Source organism: Enterobacter sp. SM3 (genome assembly GCF_009811935.2).
Lineage (GTDB): Bacteria > Pseudomonadota > Gammaproteobacteria > Enterobacterales > Enterobacteriaceae > Enterobacter > Enterobacter asburiae_D.
This window is the reverse complement of the sequence record NZ_CP099971.1, coordinates 2898605-2922497: the sequence shown is the minus strand read 5'-3', so window position 1 is coordinate 2922497 and position 23893 is coordinate 2898605. Positions and strand designations below refer to the sequence as shown.

The 23893-nt window shown below is 55.8% G+C and carries 23 protein-coding genes; 13 read left to right on the top strand and 10 right to left on the bottom strand.

The window, feature by feature from the left end; translation table 11 throughout:
• Positions 1-23 precede the first annotated feature (23 nt).
• Together ruvA and ruvB are read left to right on the top strand one after the other, a co-directional pair.
• Positions 24-638, top strand: coding sequence for a Holliday junction branch migration protein RuvA (gene ruvA, locus GVO84_RS13745; protein ID WP_023312236.1), 615 nt, complete (start codon positions 24-26; stop codon positions 636-638).
• An 8-nt stretch (positions 639-646) separates the two neighbouring features.
• Positions 647-1657 carry a Holliday junction branch migration DNA helicase RuvB gene (ruvB, locus tag GVO84_RS13740; RefSeq protein ID WP_023312235.1) on the top strand — a complete coding sequence of 337 codons (1011 nt, stop codon included), beginning with the start codon at positions 647-649 and terminating at the stop codon, positions 1655-1657.
• Positions 1658-1727: 70 nt separating this feature from the next.
• Here the strand turns inward: ruvB and znuB are convergent, their stop codons facing one another.
• On the bottom strand, positions 1728-2513 hold the full coding sequence (gene znuB / locus GVO84_RS13735) for a zinc ABC transporter permease subunit ZnuB (RefSeq protein WP_032658554.1): 786 nt from the start codon (positions 2511-2513) through the stop codon (positions 1728-1730).
• Positions 2510-3265, bottom strand: a complete 756-nt coding sequence (znuC, locus tag GVO84_RS13730; RefSeq protein WP_045326743.1) for a zinc ABC transporter ATP-binding protein ZnuC — start codon at positions 3263-3265, stop codon at positions 2510-2512. The genes znuB and znuC overlap by 4 nt, the downstream gene beginning before the upstream one ends.
• A gap of 77 nt (positions 3266-3342) precedes the next feature.
• Here znuC and znuA point away from each other — a divergent pair, with 77 nt between their 5' ends.
• From znuA to lpxM, 3 genes are all read left to right on the top strand, one after another.
• Complete coding sequence (gene znuA / locus GVO84_RS13725; protein ID WP_159515649.1) at positions 3343-4287, top strand: zinc ABC transporter substrate-binding protein ZnuA; 945 nt, start codon at positions 3343-3345, stop codon at positions 4285-4287.
• 15 nt (positions 4288-4302) lie between these two features.
• Positions 4303-5622 carry a murein DD-endopeptidase MepM gene (gene mepM / locus GVO84_RS13720; RefSeq protein ID WP_023312231.1) on the top strand — a complete coding sequence of 440 codons (1320 nt, stop codon included), beginning with the start codon at positions 4303-4305 and terminating at the stop codon, positions 5620-5622.
• Between the two features lie 121 nt (positions 5623-5743).
• Entirely contained in the window at positions 5744-6715 is a 972-nt protein-coding gene (gene lpxM / locus GVO84_RS13715; protein WP_159514433.1) for a lauroyl-Kdo(2)-lipid IV(A) myristoyltransferase, read from the top strand.
• 44 nt (positions 6716-6759) lie between these two features.
• Here lpxM and pyk read toward each other — a convergent pair whose 3' ends face one another.
• Both pyk and GVO84_RS13705 read right to left on the bottom strand, forming a co-directional pair.
• Positions 6760-8202 (bottom strand): pyruvate kinase, encoded by a 1443-nt coding sequence (gene pyk, locus GVO84_RS13710; protein ID WP_159514432.1) that lies wholly within the window; start codon positions 8200-8202, stop codon positions 6760-6762.
• Between the two features lie 140 nt (positions 8203-8342).
• Complete coding sequence (locus GVO84_RS13705) at positions 8343-9212, bottom strand: MurR/RpiR family transcriptional regulator (protein WP_023312229.1); 870 nt, start codon at positions 9210-9212, stop codon at positions 8343-8345.
• Between the two features lie 356 nt (positions 9213-9568).
• Here GVO84_RS13705 and zwf point away from each other — a divergent pair, with 356 nt between their 5' ends.
• From zwf to kdgA, 3 genes are all read left to right on the top strand, one after another.
• Positions 9569-11044, top strand: a complete 1476-nt coding sequence (gene zwf / locus GVO84_RS13700; RefSeq protein ID WP_023312228.1) for a glucose-6-phosphate dehydrogenase — start codon at positions 9569-9571, stop codon at positions 11042-11044.
• A 233-nt stretch (positions 11045-11277) separates the two neighbouring features.
• Complete coding sequence (gene edd, locus GVO84_RS13695; protein ID WP_159514431.1) at positions 11278-13089, top strand: phosphogluconate dehydratase; 1812 nt, start codon at positions 11278-11280, stop codon at positions 13087-13089.
• A gap of 39 nt (positions 13090-13128) precedes the next feature.
• Complete coding sequence (kdgA, locus tag GVO84_RS13690; protein ID WP_121424187.1) at positions 13129-13770, top strand: bifunctional 4-hydroxy-2-oxoglutarate aldolase/2-dehydro-3-deoxy-phosphogluconate aldolase; 642 nt, start codon at positions 13129-13131, stop codon at positions 13768-13770.
• A gap of 41 nt (positions 13771-13811) precedes the next feature.
• On the opposite strand, the gene purT is transcribed toward kdgA, so the two are convergent.
• Positions 13812-14990 carry a formate-dependent phosphoribosylglycinamide formyltransferase gene (purT, locus tag GVO84_RS13685; protein WP_159514430.1) on the bottom strand — a complete coding sequence of 393 codons (1179 nt, stop codon included), beginning with the start codon at positions 14988-14990 and terminating at the stop codon, positions 13812-13814.
• A 170-nt stretch (positions 14991-15160) separates the two neighbouring features.
• Between purT and GVO84_RS13680 the strand changes: the two genes are divergently transcribed.
• Positions 15161-15808, top strand: coding sequence for a tellurite resistance TerB family protein (locus GVO84_RS13680; protein ID WP_023312225.1), 648 nt, complete (start codon positions 15161-15163; stop codon positions 15806-15808).
• Between the two features lie 85 nt (positions 15809-15893).
• A complete protein-coding gene (ptrB, locus tag GVO84_RS13675) occupies positions 15894-17954 on the top strand; it encodes an oligopeptidase B (protein ID WP_159514429.1) in 2061 nt (686 codons plus the stop codon).
• Here ptrB and exoX read toward each other — a convergent pair.
• The 3 genes from exoX to GVO84_RS13660 form a co-directional block, all read right to left on the bottom strand.
• On the bottom strand, positions 17951-18613 hold the full coding sequence (exoX, locus tag GVO84_RS13670) for an exodeoxyribonuclease X (RefSeq protein WP_121424179.1): 663 nt from the start codon (positions 18611-18613) through the stop codon (positions 17951-17953). The two genes, ptrB and exoX, sit on opposite strands and share 4 nt — an antisense overlap.
• A 24-nt stretch (positions 18614-18637) precedes the next feature.
• Positions 18638-19288: a carbon-nitrogen hydrolase family protein gene (locus GVO84_RS13665; RefSeq protein ID WP_121424177.1), complete on the bottom strand. Its 651-nt coding sequence runs from the start codon at positions 19286-19288 to the stop codon at positions 18638-18640.
• Between the two features lie 110 nt (positions 19289-19398).
• A complete protein-coding gene (locus GVO84_RS13660) occupies positions 19399-19629 on the bottom strand; it encodes a DNA polymerase III subunit theta (protein ID WP_159514428.1) in 231 nt (76 codons plus the stop codon).
• A gap of 137 nt (positions 19630-19766) precedes the next feature.
• Here GVO84_RS13660 and yobA point away from each other — a divergent pair, with 137 nt between their 5' ends.
• From yobA to GVO84_RS13645, 3 genes are read left to right on the top strand one after another with little or no spacing between them, the layout of a single operon-like run.
• Positions 19767-20138, top strand: coding sequence for a CopC domain-containing protein YobA (gene yobA, locus GVO84_RS13655; RefSeq protein WP_159514427.1), 372 nt, complete (start codon positions 19767-19769; stop codon positions 20136-20138).
• 1 nt (position 20139) lies between these two features.
• Positions 20140-21009, top strand: coding sequence for a copper homeostasis membrane protein CopD (copD, locus tag GVO84_RS13650; RefSeq protein WP_159514426.1), 870 nt, complete (start codon positions 20140-20142; stop codon positions 21007-21009).
• Between the two features lie 16 nt (positions 21010-21025).
• The gene (locus GVO84_RS13645; protein ID WP_159514425.1) at positions 21026-21364 is read left to right on the top strand and encodes a YebY family protein; all 339 of its coding nucleotides are present in this window, start codon (positions 21026-21028) and stop codon (positions 21362-21364) included.
• A 440-nt stretch (positions 21365-21804) separates the two neighbouring features.
• On the opposite strand, the gene GVO84_RS13640 is transcribed toward GVO84_RS13645, so the two are convergent.
• Both GVO84_RS13640 and GVO84_RS13635 read right to left on the bottom strand, forming a co-directional pair.
• Positions 21805-22701, bottom strand: a complete 897-nt coding sequence (locus GVO84_RS13640) for a benzoate transporter (RefSeq protein WP_159514424.1) — start codon at positions 22699-22701, stop codon at positions 21805-21807.
• 174 nt (positions 22702-22875) lie between these two features.
• Positions 22876-23817 carry a VirK/YbjX family protein gene (locus GVO84_RS13635; RefSeq protein WP_159514423.1) on the bottom strand — a complete coding sequence of 314 codons (942 nt, stop codon included), beginning with the start codon at positions 23815-23817 and terminating at the stop codon, positions 22876-22878.
• Between the last annotated feature and the right edge of the window lie 76 nt (positions 23818-23893).

Sequence of the window (23893 nt, the reverse complement as noted above, 5' to 3'; positions counted from 1 at the left end):
CTCCCAGAACGCAGGAGCGTCACGTGATAGGCAGACTCAGAGGCATCATCATTGAAAAACAACCCCCGTTAGTGCTGCTGGAAGTGGGTGGCGTGGGCTATGAAGTCCATATGCCGATGACCTGCTTCTACGAGCTGCCGGACGCGGGCAAAGAGGCGATTGTCTTTACTCAGTTTGTGGTGCGTGAAGATGCCCAGCTGCTTTACGGCTTCAATAACAAGCAGGAACGAACCCTGTTCCGCGAGCTGATTAAAACCAACGGCGTTGGCCCGAAGCTGGCGCTGGCGATTTTATCCGGCATGTCTGCACCACAGTTCGTGAATGCCGTTGAGCGCGAAGATCCTGCGGCGCTGATTAAGCTTCCGGGCATCGGCAAGAAAACCGCCGAGCGTCTGATTGTCGAAATGAAAGACCGCTTTAAAGGTCTGCATGGCGATCTGTTCACGCCGGCTGCCGATTTGGTACTGACCTCTCCTGGCGGCCCTGCCACGGATGATGACGCCGAGCAGGAAGCGGTTGCCGCGCTGGTGGCGCTGGGCTATAAACCTCAGGAGGCCAGCCGTATGGTGAGCAAAATTGCCAAACCGGACGCCAGCAGTGAAACCCTGATTCGTGAAGCGCTGCGCGCTGCATTGTGAGGTAAAGGATGATTGAAGCAGACCGCCTGGTATCGGCAGGCACAATTCAGGCAGATGACGTGGTGGATCGCGCGATCCGCCCTAAGCTGCTTGATGAGTATATCGGCCAGCCGCAGGTTCGTTCCCAGATGGAGATTTTCATCCAGGCGGCAAAGCTGCGCGGCGATGCGCTCGATCACCTGCTGATTTTTGGTCCTCCGGGTTTGGGGAAAACCACGCTGGCGAATATCGTCGCCAATGAAATGGGCGTCAACCTGCGCACCACCTCCGGCCCGGTGCTGGAGAAGGCGGGCGATCTCGCTGCGATGCTGACCAACCTCGAACCGCATGACGTGCTGTTTATCGATGAGATCCACCGCCTGTCACCGGTGGTGGAGGAAGTGCTCTATCCGGCGATGGAAGATTACCAGCTGGATATCATGATCGGCGAAGGCCCAGCCGCGCGCTCCATCAAAATCGATCTGCCGCCCTTTACCCTGATTGGCGCTACCACCCGCGCCGGGTCGTTGACCTCACCGCTGCGCGACCGTTTCGGCATCGTGCAGCGTCTTGAGTTTTACCAGGTGGCGGACCTCCAGCACATTGTTGGCCGTAGCGCCCGCTATATGGGGCTGGAAATGAGCGAAGAGGGCGCGTTTGAAGTGGCGAAACGTTCCCGCGGTACGCCGCGTATCGCCAACCGCCTGCTGCGCCGCGTGCGTGACTTTGCCGAAGTGAAGCACGATGGCTCGATTTCCGCCGAGATCGCCGCTCAGGCGCTGGATATGCTGAACGTCGATGCCGAAGGCTTTGACTATATGGACCGTAAACTGCTGCTGGCGGTGCTGGATAAGTTCTTTGGCGGCCCGGTCGGGCTGGATAACCTGGCGGCGGCAATTGGTGAAGAGCGTGAGACGATTGAAGATGTGCTGGAGCCGTATCTGATCCAGCAGGGCTTCTTACAGCGCACCCCGCGTGGACGTATGGCAACGGTGCGGGCGTGGAATCATTTCGGCATTACGCCACCGGCAATGCCGTAAATCGTGCCGGATGACGGTTTCGGATGGTTTTGTAGCCCCGGTAAGCGAAGCGCCACCGGGGACATACCCGCTACTGTGCGGTCTTCTTCATCATACTGAAGATAAACAGCACCGCCGCACTCAGCACCACGGACGGCCCCGCAGGCGTATCGTAGAACGCCGAGAAGGTTAGCCCACCCGTTACGGCAATCATCCCGATAATCACGGCCACACCGGCCATCTGCTCCGGCGTACGGGCAAAACGACGCGCCGTGGCGGCAGGGATGATCAGCAGCGACGTAATAATCAGCGCGCCGACAAACTTCATCGCTACACCAATCGTTAACGCCGTCACCAGCATCAGCAGCAGCTTCACGCGCTGCAGCTTCACGCCGTCGACAAATGCCAGATCCGGGCTGACGGTCATGGCCAGTAAATTCCGCCACTGCCAGAGCAGTATAGCGAGCACCACCACCACGCCAATGGCGATAGCGATAAGATCCTCCGGCGTCACAGCCAGCAGGTCACCGAAGAGGTAGGCCATCAGATCCACGCGGATGTTCGACATCAGGCTGACCACCACCAGACCCAGAGACAGGGCACTGTGCGCCATAATGCCAAGCAGCGTATCAATCGCGAGGTGAGGGCGCTTTTCCAGCCAGACCAGACCGGCGGCCAGCAGCAGCGTAACCACAATGACCGCGTAGAAGGGGTTCACATCCAGCAGCAGACCAAAGGCAACGCCCAGCAGAGACGCATGCGCCAGGGTATCGCCAAAATAGGACATTCTGCGCCAGACCACAAACGAGCCAAGCGGGCCCGCGGCGCAGGCAAGCATAATCCCGGCCAGCCAGCCGGGCAGTAACAGTTCAATCATGAGTGTCCATTTCCCCGACGCAGTACAATTCGTCCCTGTAAATCATGGCGATGATTATGATGATGGCGGTAAATGCCCAGCTGTTCGGCGCCGCGAGGGCCAAACATAGAGATAAATTCCGGATGCATTGACACCACTTCAGGCGTGCCGGAGCAGCAGATATGATGGTTGAGACACAGCACTTCGTCGGTTTTTGCCATCACCAGATGGAGATCGTGAGACACCATCAGCACTGCGCAATCAAGCTCTCGACGTAGCTGGTCGATCAGATCATAAAGCGCAACCTGACCATTCACGTCCACGCCCTGAGTCGGCTCATCCAGCACCAGCAGCTGCGGGCTGCTCAGCAGCGCGCGGGCAAGTAAGACTCGTTGCGTTTCACCGCCGGACAGTTTTTGCAGCGGCGCATCGATGAGATGGCCCGCCTGCACGCGTTTCAGCGCCGGGAGAATATCGGCTTTCCGTGTACCGGGGCGCAGACGCAGGAAACGGCTGACCGTCAGCGGCAGCGTGGCGTCGAGGTGAAGTTTTTGCGGCACATAGCCAATACGCAATTTTTCCTCGCGCTTGATCACGCCTTCATCGGGTGCGACCAGACCCAGCACCACGCGCACCAGGGTAGATTTGCCTGCGCCATTGGGACCGAGCAGCGTCAGAATTTTGCCGGGCTTCAGATCGAGCGACACGTCAGAGAGGACGCGGCGCTGGCCGAATGAGACCGAAATATTTTCAAGAGAAACCAATGTCGTCATGTCATTTTAAGCTTGAAGAAGTCAACGAATGTTATAATATCACATTCCACGCATTCACTACGATGATCAGTCGCATTATGTTACATAAAAATACGCTTCTTTTCGCAGCATTATCCGCTGCCCTTTGGGGTACAACCGCACAAGATGTTAACGCTGCGGTTGTCGCTTCGCTTAAGCCACTCGGATTCATCGCCTCGGCCATAGCAGACGGGGTAACGGAAACCCAGGTTCTGCTCCCTGATGGTGCATCCGAGCATGACTATTCCCTGCGCCCGTCAGATGTAAAACGCTTACAAAACGCGGACTTAGTCGTCTGGATTGGCCCGGAAATGGAAGCGTTCATGCAGAAGTCAGCAAAACAGGTTGCTGGCGAAAAGCAGGTCGCGATTGCTGCACTCCCTGGCGTGAAACCGTTGCTCATGAAAGGGGCGGACGACGACGGCGACGAGCATGACCATCATGCTGCAGACGGTGAAAAAGGTGATGGAGATCACCATCACGGCGAGTACAACATGCATCTTTGGTTATCCCCAGAGATAGCGCGGCTTTCAGCGGTTGCAATCCATGACAAATTAGTGGAACTTATGCCGCAAAGTCGAGCCAAACTAGACGCCAACCTGAAGGATTTTGAGGCACAATTAGCCGCAACCGATAAGCAGGTAGGTAATGAGCTCGCACCGTTGAAAGGAAAAGGGTATTTCGTTTTTCATGACGCCTACGGCTATTACGAAAAACATTACGGTTTGTCCCCGCTGGGTCACTTCACCGTCAACCCTGAAATTCAGCCTGGTGCGCAGCGTTTACATGAAATCAGAACACAGTTGGTTGAGCAAAAAGCGACATGCGTTTTTGCTGAGCCACAGTTCAGGCCAGCGGTCGTAGAAGCCGTGGCCAGGGGAACATCCGTGCGCATGGGAACCCTTGACCCGCTAGGTACGAATATCCAGTTGAGCAAAGCGAGCTATTCGCAGTTCCTCAGCCAACTGGCGAACCAGTATGCGAGCTGCCTGAAAGGAGATTAACGAGGAAGTGAATACGTGCAACAGATAGCCCGCTCTGTCGCCCTGGCATTTAACAATCTGCCTCGACCCCACCGCGTTATGCTGGGGTCGCTTACAGTACTCACCTTAGCGGTCGCCGTCTGGCGGCCCTATGTTTACCACCCGAGTTCTGCCCCTATCATCAAAACCATTGAGCTTGAAAAGAGCGAAATCCGTTCTTTGCTGCCTGAAGCCAGTGAGCCTATCGACCAGGCGGCTCAGGAAGATGAAGCCATCCCGCAGGATGAACTGGACGATAAAACCGAGAACGAAGCGGGTATCCACGAATATGTTGTGTCAACCGGGGACACGCTGAGCAGCGTGCTGAACCAGTACGGCATCGACATGGGTAATATTAGCCAGCTGGCGGCTGCGGATAAAGATCTTCGTAACCTGAAAATCGGACAACAGCTCTCCTGGACATTAACGGCGGATGGCGATCTCCAGCGTCTGACCTGGGAAATGTCCCGCCGCGAAACCCGCACCTACGATCGCACTGCAAACGGTTTCAAGATGACCAGCGAAATGCAGAAGGGCGACTGGGTTAACAGCGTTCTGAAAGGCACCGTGGGCGCGAGCTTTGTCTCCAGCGCGCGCGATGCAGGCTTGACCAGCGCTGAAATCAGCTCGGTGATCAAAGCCATGCAGTGGCAGATGGATTTCCGCAAGCTGAAGAAGGGCGATGAGTTCTCCGTCCTGATGTCCCGCGAAATGCTGGACGGCAAGCGCGAGCAAAGCCAGCTGCTGGGCGTACGTCTGCGCTCCGAGGGCAAAGATTACTATGCGATTCGTGCCGAAGACGGTAAGTTCTATGACCGTACCGGTACGGGCCTTGCGAAAGGCTTCCTGCGCTTCCCGACGGCAAAACAGTTCCGCGTCTCCTCGAACTTTAACCCGCGTCGTCTGAACCCGGTAACCGGGCGCGTCGCACCGCACCGTGGCGTTGACTTTGCCATGCCGCAGGGTACGCCGGTACTGGCGGTAGGGGATGGCGAAGTAGTGGTGGCCAAGCGTAGCGGTGCCGCCGGATATTATGTCGCGGTACGTCATGGTCGTACTTATACGACCCGCTATATGCACCTGCGTAAGCTACTGGTCAAACCGGGCCAGAAGGTGAAGCGCGGTGACCGTATCGCGATCTCCGGCAATACCGGACGCTCTACTGGCCCGCACCTGCACTATGAAGTGTGGATCAACCAGCAAGCAGTGAACCCGCTGACGGCGAAACTGCCGCGCACCGAAGGCCTGACAGGTAAAGATCGTACTGATTATCTGGCGCAGGTGAAAGAGGTGATGCCGCAGCTGAGCCTAAACTAAGCTCTCTGTTTTTGTTAAAAAAGCCGGCGCACACTGACGCCGGCTTTTTCTTTTGTGCGTGGACGACTGCCTCGCTACACTATCTGAATTAAATTTTGCGTCATCAGACCCTGGATCCAGCATGGAAACCAAAAAAAACAATATTGAATACATTCCTGAGTTTGAAAAATCCTTCCGCCATCCGCGCAACTGGGGCGCCTGGCTTGGTGTTTACGCCTTTGCGGGGATGGCGATGCTGCCTGCCTCTTTTCGCGATCCCGTTCTCGGTAAAATTGGCCGTCTGGCCGGGCGTTTAGGCAAGAGCGCCCGCCGCCGCGCGCAGATCAACCTGTACTACTGTTTTCCTGAGAAAAGCGACGCCGAGCGCGAGGCAATCATTGATGAGATGTATACCACCGCGCCGCAGGCAATGGCGATGATGGCGGAACTGGCGCTGAAAGGGCCGGATAAAATCGTCGATCGCGTTGACTGGAAAGGGCTGGACATTATCGAGGAGATGCGCCGCAACGACGAGAAAGTCATTTTCCTCGTCCCCCACGGCTGGGGCGTTGATATTCCGGCGATGCTCATGGCCTCTCAGGGGCAGAAAATGGCGGCGATGTTCCATAACCAGGGAAATAAAATCTACGATTTTGTCTGGAACACGGTGCGTCGTCGTTTTGGCGGACGTTTGCATGCGCGTAACGATGGCATTAAGCCCTTCATTCAGTCGGTACGTCAGGGGTACTGGGGCTACTATCTACCGGATCAGGACCACGGCCCCGAGCACAGCGAGTTTGTCGATTTCTTTGCAACCTATAAAGCAACGCTCCCCGCGATTGGCCGTCTGATGAAGGTCTGTCGTGCCCGCGTAATCCCGCTATTCCCGGTCTATGACGGCAATACGCATCGTCTGAGTATTGAGGTCCGTCCGCCGATGGACGATCTGCTCACCGCGGACGACCACACCATCGCGCGTCGAATGAACGAAGAGGTGGAAATACTGGTGGGGCCACATGCCGAACAGTACACGTGGATACTGAAGCTGCTTAAAACGCGGAAACCGGGTGAAACAGAGCCCTATAAACGCAAAGAGCTTTATCCGCGGAAATAAAAAAAGCCCTCTCCAGACGGAGAGGGCTTTTTAACACAGCGTTATTACTCGACGGTCATAACGCGCGTGGTGTTGGTTGAGCCGATGGTGCTCATCACATCGCCCTGGGTCACAATGACGATATCACCGGACACCAGATAGCCTTTGTCGCGCAGCAGGTTTACGGCATCGTGTGCCGCCGCTACGCCGTCATTGGTGCTGTCGAAGTGAACCGGCGTCACGCCGCGGTACAGCGCCGTCAGGTTCAGGGTACGCTCGTGACGGGACATGGCGAAGATCGGCAGACCAGAGCTGATACGAGAGGTCATCAGCGCGGTGCGGCCAGATTCGGTCATGGTGATGATCGCGGTAACGCCTTTCAGATGGTTTGCCGCGTACATCGCAGACATCGCAATCGCTTCTTCCACGTTGTCGAACTGCACGTCCAGACGGTGTTTAGAGACGTTAATGCTTGGGATCTTTTCAGCGCCCAGGCAGACGCGCGCCATGGCGGCCACGGTTTCTGCCGGATACTGGCCCGCAGCGGTTTCCGCAGAGAGCATCACCGCATCGGTACCGTCCAGCACGGCGTTAGCCACGTCCATGACTTCTGCACGGGTTGGCATTGGGTTGGTGATCATCGACTCCATCATCTGAGTGGCGGTGATCACCGCGCGGTTCAGCTGACGTGCGCGACGAATCAGCGCTTTCTGGATACCTACCAGCTCAGGGTCGCCGATTTCCACGCCCAGGTCACCGCGTGCAACCATTACCACGTCAGACGCGAGGATCACATCGTCCATGGCATCCTGATCGCAAACGGCCTCCGCGCGTTCAACTTTCGCGACGATTTTGGCATCGCAGCCTGCATCACGTGCCAGGCGACGCGCATAGTTCAAATCTTCGCCGCAGCGCGGGAAGGAGACGGCCAGGTAGTCAACGCCGATCAGCGCGGCAGTGACGATGTCCGCTTTGTCTTTATCGGTAAGCGCTTCAGCAGAGAGGCCGCCACCCAGTTTGTTGATGCCTTTATTGTTGGAGAGCGGGCCGCCGACGGTGACTTCGGTGAACACTTTCATGCCCTGAACTTCCAGCACCTTCAGCTGTACGCGACCGTCGTCGAGCAGCAAGATATCGCCAGGCACCACGTCAGCCGGCAGGCCTTTATAGTCGATACCGACTTTCTCTTTATCGCCTTCGCCTTTGCCCAGGTTGGCATCCAGCAGGAATTTGTCGCCGATATTGAGGAAAACTTTACCCTCTTTAAAGGTCGATACGCGGATTTTTGGACCCTGCAAATCGCCGAGGACGGCCACGTGGCGGCCCAGTTTTGCTGCGATTTCACGCACTTTGTCGGCACGTAATTTATGGTCTTCTGGCGTACCGTGAGAGAAGTTCATACGCACCACGTTGGCACCAGCGGCGATAATTTTCTCAAGATTGTTATCGCGATCGGTGGCCGGGCCTAAGGTGGTTACGATCTTGGTTCTGCGAAGCCTTCTGGACATGTAATACTCCGTTGACTGAAACAACTTTGGTGTTGCGTGAACATTGAATCGGTCTTCATCTGCTGCAAGGCAGCGGAGAGTGGACCGAATGCCGTAAATCGTTACATCGTAATTATTGGTTACGTCTTCGTTATCAACTATCAGGGAACATCGCTCTTTATAAGCAATTCTTTATCAAAACGCGATTCCTTCAGCGCTTCCTTGACCCGCTTCAAGTTATCCCGGAATTTTGCGCCCCGACGTAAGGTAAAACCGGTCGCCAGCACGTCAATCACGGTAAGCTGCGCCAGCCGGGAAACCATCGGCATATAAATGTCGGTGTCTTCCGGCACGTCAAGGGTGATCGCCAGCGTCGCCTCACGCGCCAGCGGCGTGCCTGCCGTGGTGAGGGCAATCACCATGGCATCGTTTTCACGGGCCAGCTGCGCCAGCTCTACCTGACTCTTGGTGCGGCCGGTATGCGAAATCAGTACCACGACGTCATCTTCACTGCAATTCATACAGCTCATGCGTTGCAGCACAATGTCATCGGAATAAATAACCGGGACGTTAAAGCGGAAAAATTTGTTCATCGCGTCATGCGCTACGGCCGCCGACGACCCGAGACCAAAGAACGCAATCCGCTTGGCCTGGGTGAGTAAATCCACCGCGCGATTCACGGAACTCATGTCCAGAGACTGGCGGACGTGGTCGAGCGAAGCCATAGCCGATTCAAAAATTTTCGCGGTATAGGCATCAACGCTGTCGTCTTCATCCACATTACGATTAACATAAGGGGTGCCGTTAGCCAGACTTTGTGCCAGATGCAGTTTAAAATCAGGAAAGCCGCGCGTTTCCAGGCTGCGGCAAAAGCGGTTGACCGTCGGTTCGCTAACACCCGCTTCCTGTGCCAGAGCGGCGATGCTCGAATGAATCGCCTGAGCGGGGGAGGCGAGAATGACCTCGGCCACTTTTCGCTCGGATTTGCTAAGGTGTTCCAGTTGAAACTGGATTTTTTCCAGCATGTTCATGTTAACAGGACGCTCATGGGTGTAAACGATTTCATAAATTGATGAAATCGTGATTCGATTTAGCCGATATTACCCTTGTGGCTTCCCTAAAGGGTAATAATCGACAAGATAATGTTGTTGTTTTTTTTCATTACTTGATCGGTGTCGGGTTTTGCCGTGACCCTGTTGCGCAAAGAAACGGCGGTTGTTGCGTCATTGCGCCGTCGTAATCCTCCAGAGAGGGAAAAATCGCGTTATCGCACGCGACGATAAGCGCTAATGGTTTCGGGAATGACGTAAAAGCAGTACAGTGCATTGTAATAAAATTACAACGATACCTGGCAGAAGTACCAGGTGATCCAACTGAGGAGAATGACATGGCGGTAACGCAAACAGCCCAGGCATGTGACCTGGTCATTTTCGGCGCGAAAGGCGATCTTGCACGCCGAAAATTGCTGCCTTCCCTGTATCAACTGGAGAAAGCGGGCCAAATTCATCCGGATACCCGTATCCTGGGTGTAGGGCGCGCCGACTGGGACAAAGACGCTTATACCAAAGTCGTCCGTGAGGCGCTCGAAACTTTCATGAAGGAAAAAATTGATGAAAGTTTGTGGGATACCCTGAGTGGACGTCTCGATTTCTGCAACCTGGACGTCAATGACGTCAGCGCGTTTACCCGTTTAGGCGCGATGCTGGATCAGAAAAACCGTGTCACCATTAACTATTTCGCCATGCCGCCAAGCACCTTCGGCGCCATCTGCAAAGGTCTGGGCGAAGCCAAACTGAACGCCAAACCGGCGCGCGTCGTGATGGAGAAGCCGCTGGGTACGTCGCTGGCAACCTCGCGTGAAATCAACGACCAGGTGGGCGAGTTCTTTGAAGAGTGCCAGGTCTACCGTATCGACCACTATCTCGGTAAAGAGACGGTACTGAACCTGCTGGCGCTGCGTTTCGCTAACTCCCTGTTTGTGAATAACTGGGACAACCGCACTATCGACCACGTGGAAATCACCGTGGCGGAAGAGGTGGGGATTGAAGGCCGCTGGGGTTACTTTGACCAGGCCGGCCAGATGCGCGACATGATCCAGAACCACCTGCTGCAGATTCTGTGCATGATTGCCATGTCTCCACCGTCTGACCTGACGGCTGACAGCATCCGTGACGCAAAAGTGAAGGTGCTGAAGTCACTGCGCCGCATCGACCGCTCCAACGTGCGTGAGAAGACCGTTCGCGGCCAGTACACCGCCGGGTTTGCGCAAGGCAAAAAAGTGCCTGGCTACCTGGAAGAAGAGGGCGCGAACAAGTCCAGCAACACCGAGACGTTCGTGGCCATCCGCGTGGATATCGACGACTGGCGCTGGGCGGGGGTTCCGTTCTACCTGCGCACCGGTAAACGTCTGCCAGCCAAATGTTCCGAAGTGGTGGTTTACTTCAAAAACCCGGAACTGAACCTGTTCAAAGAGTCCTGGCAGGAGCTGCCGCAGAACAAACTGACCATTCGTCTGCAGCCGGACGAGGGCGTGGATATCCAGATCCTGAACAAAGTGCCGGGCCTGGATCACAAACACAACCTGCAGACCACCAAGCTGGATCTGAGCTACTCCGAAACCTTCAACCAGACGCACCTGGCCGATGCTTACGAGCGTCTGCTGCTGGAAACCATGCGCGGTATCCAGGCACTGTTCGTGCGCCGCGACGAAGTGGAAGAAGCGTGGAAATGGGTCGACTCCATCACCGAAGCCTGGGCTGCCGATCAGGATGCGCCAAAACCGTATCAGGCGGGGACCTGGGGACCTGTCGCGTCGGTTGCGATGATCACCCGCGATGGCCGCTCCTGGAACGAGTTTGAGTAAGATAATCCTCTAGCCCGTAAGTGTTATTTTACCGGTAACATGATCTAACACAGCTAGTGGCACAATTTTCAACTTTTAAGCTCCGCGTGGATTCACCCGCGGAGCTTTTTTTATTACACTGCCGGAAGTGATTTTGCCCCTGAGCTCCGGACAGCAAGCGTTTCAGCGTTGTTAACAACTGCCAGCGACTTTGTAAACTCCCGAGCCCGGACAGATAAATTAGAGGAGCTTTTATGAATCCGACATTGTTACGCGTAACACAGCGCATTACTGAGCGCTCGAAAGAGACCCGCTCGGCCTACCTCGCCCGGATTGAACAGGCAAAGAGCAACACCGTCCACCGATCTCAGCTGGCCTGCGGGAACCTGGCGCACGGCTTCGCCGCCTGCCAGCCTGATGATAAAGCGTCGCTGAAAAGCATGTTGCGTAACAATATCGCCATCATTACTTCCTATAACGATATGCTTTCCGCACACCAGCCGTATGAGGTCTATCCCGCTATCATCCGTAACGCGCTGCACAGTGTGAATGCCGTGGGCCAGGTGGCGGGCGGCGTACCTGCCATGTGCGACGGCGTGACGCAGGGGCAGGACGGCATGGAGTTGTCCCTGCTGAGCCGCGAAGTGATTGCGATGTCCGCGGCGGTGGGTCTGTCACACAACATGTTTGATGGCGCGCTGTATCTCGGCGTGTGCGACAAGATTGTTCCGGGCCTGGTAATGGCGGCGCTGTCGTTTGGGCACCTGCCTGCGATCTTCGTGCCGTCAGGCCCAATGGCGAGCGGTCTGCCGAACAAAGAAAAAGTGCGTATTCGCCAACTGTACGCGGAAGGGAAAGCAGACCGTCAGGCGCTGCTGGAGGCGGAAGCAGCGTCCTATCATGCGCCGGGCACCTGTACGTTCTACGGTACGGCTAACACCAACCAGATGGTGGTGGAGTTTATGGGAATGCAGCTTCCGGGCTCGTCCTTTATCCAGCCGGATGCGCCGCTGCGCAAGGCGCTGACCGAGGCCGCGGCCCGTCAGGTCACGCGCCTGACCGGCAACGGCAACGAATGGATGCCGATGGGCAAAATGGTCGACGAAAAAGTCATCGTCAACGGGATTGTCGCGCTGCTGGCAACCGGGGGGTCAACCAACCACACCATGCACCTGGTGGCTATGGCGCGTGCGGCGGGCATTCTGATTAACTGGGATGACTTCTCCGAGATCTCTTCCGTGGTGCCGCTGATGGCACGCCTGTACCCGAACGGTCCGGCGGATATTAACCACTTCCAGGCCGCAGGCGGCGTACCGTTGCTGATGCGCGAGCTGCTGAAAGGCGGACTGCTGCATGAAGACGTGAATACCGTGGCGGGCTTTGGCCTTCAGCGCTACACCCAGGAGCCGTGGCTGAACAACGGCGAGCTGGACTGGCGTGAAGGGGCGAGCGCGTCTCTTGATGCGCAGGTGATCGCCACCATCGACAAACCGTTCTCTCCTCACGGCGGCACCAAAGTGCTGAGCGGCAACCTCGGTCGCGCGGTAATGAAGACCTCTGCCGTACCGGAAGAGAACCAGATTATCGAAGCGCCGGCGGTGGTGTTTGAAAGCCAGCACGACGTGTTACCCGCCTTTGACGCCGGTCTGCTCGATAAAGACTGCGTGGTGGTGGTGCGTCACCAGGGGCCTAAAGCGAACGGGATGCCAGAATTACATAAACTTATGCCACCACTTGGTGTATTATTGGACCGCCGTTTCAAAATTGCGTTAGTCACCGATGGACGCCTCTCTGGGGCATCCGGTAAAGTGCCTTCAGCCATCCACGTAACGCCGGAAGCCTACGACGGCGGTTTACTGGCGAAAGTGCGCGACGGTGACATGATCCGCGTTAACGGCCAGACGGGCGAGTTAACCCTGCTGGTCGATGACGCCGAGCTGGCGGCACGTCAGCCCCATATTCCTGACCTGAGCGCATCGCGCGTGGGGACCGGACGCGAAATGTTCAGCGCGCTGCGTGAGAAACTCTCCGGTGCGGAGCAGGGCGCAACCTGTATTACGTTTTAAGACGACTTGATTTTAACGATCTGGCGAGAGAAAACTCTGATGAAAAACTGGAAAACAAGTGCAGAAGCAATCCTGACCACTGGCCCTGTCGTGCCGGTTATCGTGGTAAACAAGCTGGAGCACGCTGTACCGATGGCGAAAGCGCTGGTTGCGGGCGGCGTTCGCGTTCTGGAAGTCACCCTGCGTACCGCCTGCGCGATGGACGCTATCCGCGCTATCGCCAAAGAAGTGCCGGACGCCATCATCGGTGCGGGCACCGTTCTCAACGCGCAGCAGCTGGCGGAAGTGACCGACGCGGGCGCGCAGTTCGCCATCAGCCCTGGCCTGACCGAGCCGCTGCTGAAAGCCGCTACTGAAGGTACCATTCCGCTGATCCCGGGCATCAGCACCGTCTCTGAACTGATGCTGGGCATGGACTACGGTCTGAAAGAGTTCAAATTCTTCCCGGCTGAAGCGAACGGCGGCACCAAAGCGCTGCAGGCGATTGCGGGTCCATTCTCTCAGGTACGCTTCTGCCCGACGGGCGGTATCTCTCCTGCCAACTACCGTGACTACCTGGCGCTGAAAAGCGTGCTGTGCATCGGTGGTTCATGGCTGGTTCCGGCGGATGCGCTGGAAGCGGGCGACTGGGATCGCATCACCAAACTGGCTCGCGAAGCGGTTGAAGGTGCGAAGCAGTAAGCCATTCGCCGCATGAAAAACGGGCCTTACGGCCCGTTTTTTTATCCTGCAACCTTGACGCTCGCAGCGGCCGCTTTCGCTCTCGCCACGGCGTCGTCAACGTTATCCCCGGTGGCTAATGCCACGCCAAGACGGCGGGTTCCGTCGATCTCCGGCTTGCCGAACAAACGTACCTGCAATCCGACACCCACCGCCCCGTCGACGTTATCAAACGTGACGTTCTGGCTGGTTAACTGCGGCAGGATCACCGCCGAGGCGGCCGGGCCATACTGACGGATACCGCCGACGGGCAGGCCGAGGAATGCGCGCACGTGCAGGGCGAACTCGGAGAGATCCTGCGAAATTAGCGTGACCATGCCGGTGTCATGCGGACGAGGGGAGACTTCGCTGAAAATCACCTCATCACCGCACACAAACAGCTCCACGCCGAACAGGCCATAGCCGCCCAGCGCGAGTACGGTTTTACGGGCGATCTCCTGAGCACGCTCCAGCGCCAGGGCGCTCATCTGCTGCGGCTGCCAGGATTCGCGGTAATCGCCATCCTCCTGACGGTGGCCAATCGGGTCGCAGAAATGGACCCCGTCAACGGCGCTGACGGTCAGAAGGGTGATTTCGAAATCAAACTTTACGACGCCTTCGACGATGACGCGACCGGCTCCGGCACGGCCACCCTGCTGGGCATAATCCCACGCGTTATCCAGGGTGCTGCTGTCGCGAATAAAGCTCTGTCCTTTTCCGGAGGAACTCATCACCGGCTTAACGATGCACGGGTAGCCAATCTCCTCGACGGCCTTCAGGAATGCGGCCTTATCGCCCGCAAAACGGTAGCTCGAGGTGGGCAACCCCAGCTCTTCCGCCGCCAGGCGACGAATGCCTTCGCGGTTCATGGTCAGCTTTGCGGCTTTCGCGCAGGGCACCACGCGCTGGCCTTCCTGCTCGAGGGCGATCAGCGTATCGGTGGCAATGGCTTCAATTTCCGGTACGACAAAATCGGGTTTCTCGCGCGTAATCAGTTCGCGAAGGGCATCGCCATCCAGCATGTTAATCACATAAGAACGGTGGGCGACGTGCATGGCGGGTGCGTCGGCGTAACGGTCTACGGCAATGACTTCCACACCTAAACGCTGGCACTCAATGGCGACCTCTTTCCCCAGCTCGCCCGATCCCAACAGCATCACTCGCGTCGCCGCAGGTCGCAGCGCAGTTCCTAAACGAATCATAACAATCCCCCTAAAAAAGTTGCGCGCAGTATAAACGAAAACGTTTGCGTCTGTCTTGTGCAGGGCTAAACGAGGGGGCAGAAATTTGCGCTTCTTTAGCCCGGCCAGACGTTTCCTGACGCCCGCTCGCTTACGCTGTGGAACATGTTCACCGTTAAGTGAGGGAAACCATGTCTGGCTGGTTAAATCAACTGCAATCCCTGTTAGGGCAGAAAACATCGTCTGGCGAGCGGGACCTTAGCAAGCTGCTGGTACCCGGGGCGCTCGGCGGGCTGGCTGGCCTGCTGGTCGCGAATAAATCCTCACGCAAGCTGCTGGCAAAGTATGGCACAGGCGCGCTGCTGGCCGGCGGCGGCGCTATCGCGGGCACCGTGCTGTGGAATAAATACAAGGACAGGGTACGGACCGCGCACAGCGATGAGCCGCATTATGGCGAGCACACCTCGCCGCTGGATCTGCGTACCGAACGGCTCATTCTTGCGCTGGTTTTTGCCGCGAAAAGTGACGGGCATATTGATGATAAAGAACGTTCGGCGATCGAGCAGCAGCTGCGCGAAGCCGGGGTCGAAGAGAAGGGAAGAGTGCTGGTGGCGCAGGCGATAGAACAGCCGCTCGAGCCGCAGCGTCTTGCGCAAAGTGTGAAAAATGAGGAAGAGGCGCTGGAGCTCTATTTCCTCAGCTGCGCCGCCATCGATATCGATCACTTTATGGAGCGCAGCTACCTTAACGCCCTGGGCGATGCGTTAAAGATCCCTCAGGACGTGCGCGAGGGCATTGAGCGGGATATCCGGGAACAAAAACAGGCGTTACAGGGATAGTCGTCGCCGTCGCGACGCGGTTTCGCTTGCATCATGCGTGGGTTTTGCCAACCTTATAGGGTGTAAAACTTAAAAGAATGATGACATGCCACCGAAAGCCCGACGTACTCCTTATGCGATCACCACGCATGGCGATACGCGTATAGACAACTATTACTGGCTGCGGGACGATTCGCGCTCCCGGCCAGAGGTACTCGACTACCTGCACGAGGAAAACGACTATGGCCGCAAGGTCATGTCCAGCCAGCAGGCGCTTCAGAACCAGCTGCTGAATGAAATGGTGCAGCGTATTCCTCAGCACGATATCTCCGCGCCCTGGACCAAAAACGGCTATCGCTATCGCCACATCTACGAGCCCGGCAATGAGTATCCCATCTACCAGCGTCAGTCGGTGTTAAGCGCCGAATGGGATGAGTGGGATATCCTGCTGGATGCCAACCAGCGCGCCGCCCACAGCGAGTTTTATACCCTGGGCGGCATGTCCATTTCGCCTGATAACGCGGTAATGGCGCTGGCGGAGGATTATCTCTCCCGTCGCCAGTACGGCCTGCGGTTTCGCAATCTGGACACCGGCAACTGGTATCCGGAAATGCTGGAAAACGTCTCCCCGGATTTTGTCTGGGCAAATGATTCCGAGACGGTTTACTACGTCAAAAAGCACGCGTCGACGCTACTGCCTTATCAGGTGTGGCGACATACGGTGGGAACGGACTCCGCTGACGACGAGCTGGTTTATGAAGAGAAAGACGAAACGTTTTATGTCAGCCTGCATAAAACCTCCTCCCGCCACTATGTGATTATCTTCCTTTCCAGCGCGACGACCTCGGAGGTTCTGCTGCTGGATGCCGAACTGCCCGATGCCCAGCCGCTCTGTTTCCTGCCGCGCCGTAAGGATCACGAGTACAGCCTGGATCACTTCCAGCACAGCTTTTATTTGCGCTCCAATCGCGAGGGCAAAAACTTTGGTCTCTATAAAACCAAAGTGCGCGATGAGCGCAAATGGGAGGTGCTTATCCCCGCGCGGGATCAGGTGATGCTGGAAGGGTTCACCCTGTTTACCGACTGGCTGGTGGTGGAAGAGCGTCAGCGCGGGCTGACCAGTATCCGGCAAATCAACCGTAAAACCCGGGAAGTGGTGGGGATTGCGTTCGACGACCCGGCCTACGTGACGTGGATTGGTTTCAACCCTGAACCCGAATCGTCGCGGTTGCGCTACGGCTACTCATCCATGACCACGCCGGACACCCTGTTTGAGCTTAATATGGATACCGGGCAGCGCCAGGTGATTAAACAGACCGAGGTAAAAGGGTTTGAGTCCGAAAACTACCGCAGCGAGCACCTGTGGGTCACCGCCCGTGATGGCGTAGAGGTGCCGGTCTCTCTCGTTTACCATCGGGCGCATTTCCAGAAAGGCAAAAACCCGATCCTGGTGTACGGCTACGGCTCGTATGGCTCAAGCATGGACGCCGATTTCAGCAGCAGCCGGTTAAGCCTGCTCGATCGCGGTTTTGTTTTCGCCATCGCCCATATTCGCGGCGGCGGTGAGCTGGGACAACACTGGTATGAAGACGGGAAATTCCTGAAAAAGAAAAACACCTTCAATGACTACCTCGACGTCTGCGATGCGCTGATTGAGCAGGGCTACGGGGATCCGCAGCTTTGCTTTGGAATGGGGGGCAGCGCGGGCGGCATGCTGATGGGGGCGGCGATCAACCAGCGTCCCGATCGCTTTAAGGGGATTGTCGCGCAGGTTCCGTTTGTCGATGTGGTCACGACCATGCTCGATGAATCCATTCCTCTTACCACCGGGGAGTTTGAAGAGTGGGGGAATCCGCAGGATGAGATGTACTACCGCTATATGAAAGAGTACAGCCCGTACGATAACGTGGAGGCGAAAGCCTACCCGCATATGCTGGTCACCACCGGCTTGCATGATTCTCAGGTGCAATACTGGGAGCCGGCAAAATGGGTGGCGAAGCTGCGGGAGTTGAAAACCGATGACAACCTGCTGCTGCTGTGTACCGATATGGATTCCGGGCACGGGGGGAAATCGGGACGGTTTAAATCGTACGAAGGGGTTGCCCTGGAATATGCCTTCCTGATAGGCCTGGCGCAGGACACGCTGCCAGGCCGTGCGGAGCGCTAAGCGTCGCCCAGATAGTGTTTCAGCGTTAAGCGCAGTTCCGGGCTCATTCTGTCGAGGTTGTTATACAGCCAGCGCAAATAGCCCGGGTCTTTATCCGCCACCTCGGACACCGGCTTCCCGCGATATTTCCCAAAGGTAAACGTGGTCAGTAGCGCGGGGCGTCCGGTGATGGTTGCCATGTCATCCGGCGTCCAGCCGGAGATATTCATAATATCAATCAGCAGCGCGGCGGTGATATAGCAGTCATACAGGGCGCGGTGATGGTGAAGCCCCTCAGGGGTACGGACGCTGAGCTTACGGGACTTGTACAGCGCCATGTTGCTGTATTTAATCCCCGGCCAGAGGCGACGCGCCAGTTTCATGGTACAAATCCATTCACCCGGCATCTCAGGTAACACCCGGCGGTCAAAGTTGGCGTTATGCGCGACATACCATGGGCTACCGTAGTAGTGCGGAATAATCTCTTCGATCCACGGCTTATCCGCCACCATCGATTCGGTAATGCGATGGATAGCCATCGCCTGAGGGCTGATGGGGCGATCGGGACGCACCAGATGGCTCATTGGGTTGACGATTTTACCGTCAACCACGTCGACAGAGGCCACTTCCACAATTCCGCCCTGAAGATCGCAAGTTTCGGTATCGATGACGCGCAGCATTGAAAACTCCTGAGCTTAAAACGCCTAGCCTAAAGGAATGATATCGCCTTGCCAACCCCGTCTGCTGAGCGTACCGGTCACCAGAAGCTCGCCTTTATCCGCGCGCACGATCAGCTGGCCTTTTTCATCCCACAGCGCGCTGCCGCCGCAGGCGTTTGCCATCAGTACCGCAATGGCATATTTATGCGCGAAGCGCTGCAGGGTACCGATGGACTGCCGCCAGCGGTTATCCCTTACTGACTGGCAGCTGGTGACAAGCGTGGCCCTGGGATCGAGATTGGGGGAATCGCCATGCGCATCAATGATGGTAAGGTGTTTATCCCCCGGCACCAGGCTGGCACCGTGACCTTGCGGGTAGCAAAGGATGCGGTGGCGAGCGGGCGTAAACAGCGCGAGGCCTTTCTGGCGCTGACCATTCCGCTCCAGGGGAATTCCGGCAATAACGGTAATTTGGTAAAAATGTGCTGCGTTAAGCAGCGGTTCCAGCTGCGCGTCATCGGGCGGGGGAGGTAGCGTCGGCGCGCCTGAGCCCGTTAATGAGAGTTCAGGGAAGACCAGCAAATCACACCGCTGCCGTGCTGCTTCGGAGATGAAGCGCAGGTGGTGCGTAACATGGTCATCCACGCTCTGGTGCTGACCGCCATACTGGGCTGCCGCTATATTCCAATGTGACATCGTGACTTCCTTATACACTGAGTCGCAGAGATTTAAGAATACACCTAAATTTATCAGGGTTTTCTTATCCTGCCAGATTCCGCGTAAGGAAGTGTAACGACTCGTTAAGCTTATTTAACTTTTGGCTCGTACGGTAAACGGGAGAGGTTAACCGAGGCGAGACGGTGGGCGATTAATCTTTGGCGAAACCAGTCGCGCAGATGGGCGGGTTGTTCCCGCTCAACGACTTCAGCCACGATGGGCATGTTGTAACGCTCTTTAAACGCGACGCCAGCGGCAGCGAGATCGACATTCACTTTATCCATCTCGTCCTGCGGAAGGGCGGCCAGATTGATCTTCATTACCTTCTCCTTTTTATGCGGCGGCAACGTTACCGCGATTGCACGATGATGACAAGCGGAGGCAGGATGATCCTCGACTCGTTTATTATACAGCGTTATTCTTTAGCTTACAGACATAACAAAAAGGAATGATTGCGATGGGTTTCTCCGCCTCCCGCGCGGTATGCGCACTGGTTTTTGTGGCCTCGACAATGATGACGCCCTCCGTGCTGGCACATGCACATCTCGAACAGCAGATCCCGGCAGCAGACAGCGTGGTGACCGCACCGCAGGCACTTACGCTGAATTTTTCGGAAGGTATCGAACCTGGGTTTAGCGGTGTGCTGGTAACGGATGCGCAAAAGCAGGTCATCAAAACCGGAACCGCTACGCGAGACGAAAAGAACAAGGCTCAGCTCACCGTTCCGCTGGAACAAACGCTGGCGTCAGGGACTTACCAGGTGGACTGGCACGTGGTCTCCGTAGACGGCCATAAAACCAAAGGCAGCTATCACTTTAGCGTGAAATAGCATGCTGGCGCTGTGTTATATCGGGGTACGCTTTATCCATTTTGGGGCGCTGATGCTGGTTTTTGGCAATGCGCTTTACAGCGTCTGGTTTGCGCCTTCCTCTCTCCACCGTCTGATGTCCCGGCGATTCCAGTCGCAGCAGAAAGTGGCGGCCTTAGTGGGCCTGGCGGCAGCATTCCTGATGTTTATGCTGCAGGGCGGATTGATGGGTAACGGCTGGGGGGATGTGTTTGCTCCGCAGGTCTGGTTCAGCGTGATGGGGACCCGGTTTGGTGGCGTCTGGCTGTGGCAAATGATCCTCGCGGCGATAACGGTCGGTGCGGCATGGCTTGCGCCGCTGAAAGGTTCGCGGCTGCTGCTGCTTGCAATGGGCCAGCTTATCCTGCTGGCTGGGGTTGGGCATGCGGCGATGAACGACGGTCCTATGGGGGCGTTGCAGCGTCTTAATTATGCTTTTCACCTGATCTGTGCCGCAACCTGGCTTGGCGGATTGCTGCCTCTGCTGTTCTGCATGCGGCTGGCGAAAGGGCGGTGGCAGAATGCCGCCATCTTTACCATGATGCGATTCTCGCGCGTGGGGCATTACGCCGTCGCGGGCGTGCTGCTCACCGGCGTGATAAATACGCTCATGATACTGGGCGTCCATATTCCCTGGCAGGCTGGCTACGTGCGGTTTTTGTTGTTTAAATGTGCGCTGGTGGCGTTGATGGTGGTAATTGCGCTGGCAAATCGGTATTTTCTGGTGCCACGGTTTCGTCCGGAGACCGGGCGAGCACAACAGATTTTTATCAGGATGACACAGGCAGAAGTGGTGCTGGGAGCGCTGGTACTGGCAACGGTCAGTCTGTTCGCCACCTGGGAACCCTTCTGACAAGGTTAAATATCATATGAAAAAGACAGTACTTTCTCTCATATTGCTGGCCTGCACGGGGAGCGCGATTGCCGCGCCGCAGGTTATCACCGTTAGCCGTTTTGAAGTGGGTAAGGACAAATGGGCGTTCAATCGCGAAGAGGTGATGCTGACCTGCCGTCCGGGCCATGCGCTGTATGCGATCAACCCGAGCACGCTGGTGCAATACCCGTTAAATGATACCGCAGAGCAGCAGGTAGCCAGCGGTAAGAGCAGCGGCCAGCCGATTAGCATTATTCAGATCGATGACCCGGCGCATCCGGGACAAAAAATGAGCCTGGCACCGTTTATCGAGCGCGCCGACAAGCTCTGCTAACGCTCAGGTTTCCAATAAAAAACCGCAGATGCTGGCGAAAGCACTGCGGTTTTTCACATTTTATGATGCTCTGGCGCTTTTTTTCCGACCGCTTTAGCTGTGGACTGGAAAACCTGGCGTCGTCATCTATTCTTAAAAGGCAAGGCGACTTAGCCTGCATTAATGCCAACTTTTAGCGCACGGCTCTCTCCCAAGAGCCATTTCCCTGGACCGAATACAGGAATCGTATTCGGTCTCTTTTTATCTGTATGTTTTTCAAACCATTGTTCGGTGTTAACTCGAAATCACCCGAAACTTTCTCGAACATTCCATATCCTGTCTAAACCATAACATACTCAGGACCGCGTGCGTCCAGGGTTTTTTGGGATCTTTGTTAAAATTTTGTGTCCGAGCGATCGCTGAGCAAAAGTCTTCTGGCCAGCAAAAGGGCAGCCCGTAAGTTAAATAATGAACGCGCTGAATTTGTCTTTGTTGCGGACAATGTACTCCGGAAAGTTTTCAACCGTCAGCGCTTGCCTGGTTAACGTCCTGTCGCGTCCCCAGATATCTTCCGCATTTTTAATGACCTTCATGATGTGTTCCGGGTTGTTAAACTCAGGAAGATCGTATTCAGTATGGGAAATGGTAGACATTTTTTCTGAGATGCGCTCAGGGGTCATCACCCATGAGAAATGCCAGCCACCATTTTCAATGATGCTGTTGTTAACCTTGAACCAGTTCCATTTTAGCCAGGACCAGCTTTTGACGCTTCGGGTGCGTTTAAGATTCCTGAATGATTCAGGTTCACCACCAAAGAAATTAACGAGATTCTTATATTGGGTGGCTCTCGGTAATTTACATTTTCTTGGCGTGTTGTCAGTATTAAAAACCTGCAGGTTAAACTGATAATTATAGAAATTCTGATAGATAGTGGTGCACAGCTTTTTGGGATTTATCGATGCGACCACCCGAGGGGAAAATATCTCATCCACATCGGAAACTAAAATCAAATCATCATCGTTGGCCTGCGTCAAACCCTGCATGATCGCATTCCTCTGCGCGGCTTCATTTGCCCACGCATCCACTACCATGCCGTCTGGCAGCCCCGGAATGAGCTCCCGAGCCGGATGAGATTCTTCAGCGGCTTTCGTAATTGGTTCTTTATCATGAACAACGTAGATAATTTTATCTTTAAATTGACTGTATTTATTTACGTCAAAATGCAGCTGCCTCTTTTTACCGGTAAAGGTATGCGTTGACTCAACGATAACGAAGCGATCGACAACGTCCGCTAGCGTGTTTAGCCTGATTTCGAGAAGCATATCTTCATCGTAATATAAGAAGCAGTCATAGATCATTACCGAAGTCCCTCATTTTTGCGCCCGCATTGCGCTTTTCCCAACGCATTCGTCAGTTTCATTTCGCGCAATGCTAACTGAGCGCCCTCGCCCTGTGCAATAGTGGGCTGCTTTATCATTCCTCTTTTAAACAGAATGCATCCACTACGCAGTGAGCGAAAACGCCAGCCGGGCTTAAAAGTGGGACTTAACGGATGCCTCTATTTCATCGAGCAGCTCAAAGCGACGGCGGTATTCGGCACGTTTTTTACTGGCAATCTCTTCCAGGGATTTACGCTCCATTTGCAGCGGCAGCTGCCAGCAGAAGGCCGAAAGCTTTTTACCGTCCAGAGATCCCCAAAACTCATCGTAGCTTGCATGGAAATGGCGGCCTTTGCTCAGGCGATATCGCAACGCGCGGAAAACGTGTCCCTCGTCGCTGACGGCAAAAATCGCCCGGACAGAGGAGTGCGCAGCCAGCTGGAAGAGGACTTCCATCAACACCCGTTTGGGGAACAGGCCGTGGCAGGCGCGGGTAGCCTGTTTAATGACGTCTCGCGATACGCAGCGACGAGGTCCCTGAAGCCCGCCGATGACCATCACTTGCTGACCATTGCTGCGCGCGACGCTGAAGGTCAGGCTGGCCAGCAGCGTATCCTCGTTGTCGCGTAGCCACAAGGTGCTTTCGCCCTCGCGCTCGGCTTTCCCCGCAGAGGATGCATTGACCGTATAGGTTACACCGTCTTTAGCGTGGAACTGTACGACAGTTTGCTCCTGCGGGCTGGTCAGGGCCTGAGCGAGACCGCTCTCTTTCAGGCTATCAACCCAGTAGTAATGGTTGACGATAGCGTCGGCGCGATCGTTAGGCGTCAGGCCGCGCATCAGATACTGCCGGTGGGTCTTGCTGGGCAACGTAATCTGTGAGGCCAACAGCCTGTCGAAATCGTCGCGCCCGGAAAGGGCTTCCAGCATGCGATGGGTGGAAGACCAGAACAGAAGCGAGCGTAAAAGGAACTTCAGGCGATATTCGCGTTTCCGCCAGATTGGCCCCGGCACGCGTTTGCCGTTCACCAGCTCGGAAATAATATTTGTGCGATGCGGATAAAAAACATCGTTATGCAGGTGCGTATTAGACACGTGAAGACCCCTCTTTTTTTCTACCCTTATTCTAAAGAGCCAACAAAAAGGGATTAATAGCGCGAGGATCTTTATT

Coding starts and splice junctions, on each gene's coding strand:
- GVO84_RS13640 (WP_159514424.1), bottom strand. CDS start 22,701: ATGATCTATGACTGCTTCTTATATTACGATGAAGATATGCTTCTCGAA.
- edd (WP_159514431.1), top strand. CDS start 11,278: ATGAATCCGACATTGTTACGCGTAACACAGCGCATTACTGAGCGCTCG.
- ruvB (WP_023312235.1), top strand. CDS start 647: ATGATTGAAGCAGACCGCCTGGTATCGGCAGGCACAATTCAGGCAGAT.
- zwf (WP_023312228.1), top strand. CDS start 9,569: ATGGCGGTAACGCAAACAGCCCAGGCATGTGACCTGGTCATTTTCGGC.
- GVO84_RS13665 (WP_121424177.1), bottom strand. CDS start 19,288: ATGTCACATTGGAATATAGCGGCAGCCCAGTATGGCGGTCAGCACCAG.
- GVO84_RS13705 (WP_023312229.1), bottom strand. CDS start 9,212: ATGAACATGCTGGAAAAAATCCAGTTTCAACTGGAACACCTTAGCAAA.
- GVO84_RS13680 (WP_023312225.1), top strand. CDS start 15,161: ATGTCTGGCTGGTTAAATCAACTGCAATCCCTGTTAGGGCAGAAAACA.
- kdgA (WP_121424187.1), top strand. CDS start 13,129: ATGAAAAACTGGAAAACAAGTGCAGAAGCAATCCTGACCACTGGCCCT.
- copD (WP_159514426.1), top strand. CDS start 20,140: ATGCTGGCGCTGTGTTATATCGGGGTACGCTTTATCCATTTTGGGGCG.
- yobA (WP_159514427.1), top strand. CDS start 19,767: ATGGGTTTCTCCGCCTCCCGCGCGGTATGCGCACTGGTTTTTGTGGCC.
- pyk (WP_159514432.1), bottom strand. CDS start 8,202: ATGTCCAGAAGGCTTCGCAGAACCAAGATCGTAACCACCTTAGGCCCG.
- GVO84_RS13645 (WP_159514425.1), top strand. CDS start 21,026: ATGAAAAAGACAGTACTTTCTCTCATATTGCTGGCCTGCACGGGGAGC.
- GVO84_RS13660 (WP_159514428.1), bottom strand. CDS start 19,629: ATGAAGATCAATCTGGCCGCCCTTCCGCAGGACGAGATGGATAAAGTG.
- purT (WP_159514430.1), bottom strand. CDS start 14,990: ATGATTCGTTTAGGAACTGCGCTGCGACCTGCGGCGACGCGAGTGATG.
- znuC (WP_045326743.1), bottom strand. CDS start 3,265: ATGACGACATTGGTTTCTCTTGAAAATATTTCGGTCTCATTCGGCCAG.
- lpxM (WP_159514433.1), top strand. CDS start 5,744: ATGGAAACCAAAAAAAACAATATTGAATACATTCCTGAGTTTGAAAAA.
- znuA (WP_159515649.1), top strand. CDS start 3,343: ATGTTACATAAAAATACGCTTCTTTTCGCAGCATTATCCGCTGCCCTT.
- exoX (WP_121424179.1), bottom strand. CDS start 18,613: ATGCTGCGCGTCATCGATACCGAAACTTGCGATCTTCAGGGCGGAATT.
- znuB (WP_032658554.1), bottom strand. CDS start 2,513: ATGATTGAACTGTTACTGCCCGGCTGGCTGGCCGGGATTATGCTTGCC.
- ptrB (WP_159514429.1), top strand. CDS start 15,894: ATGCCACCGAAAGCCCGACGTACTCCTTATGCGATCACCACGCATGGC.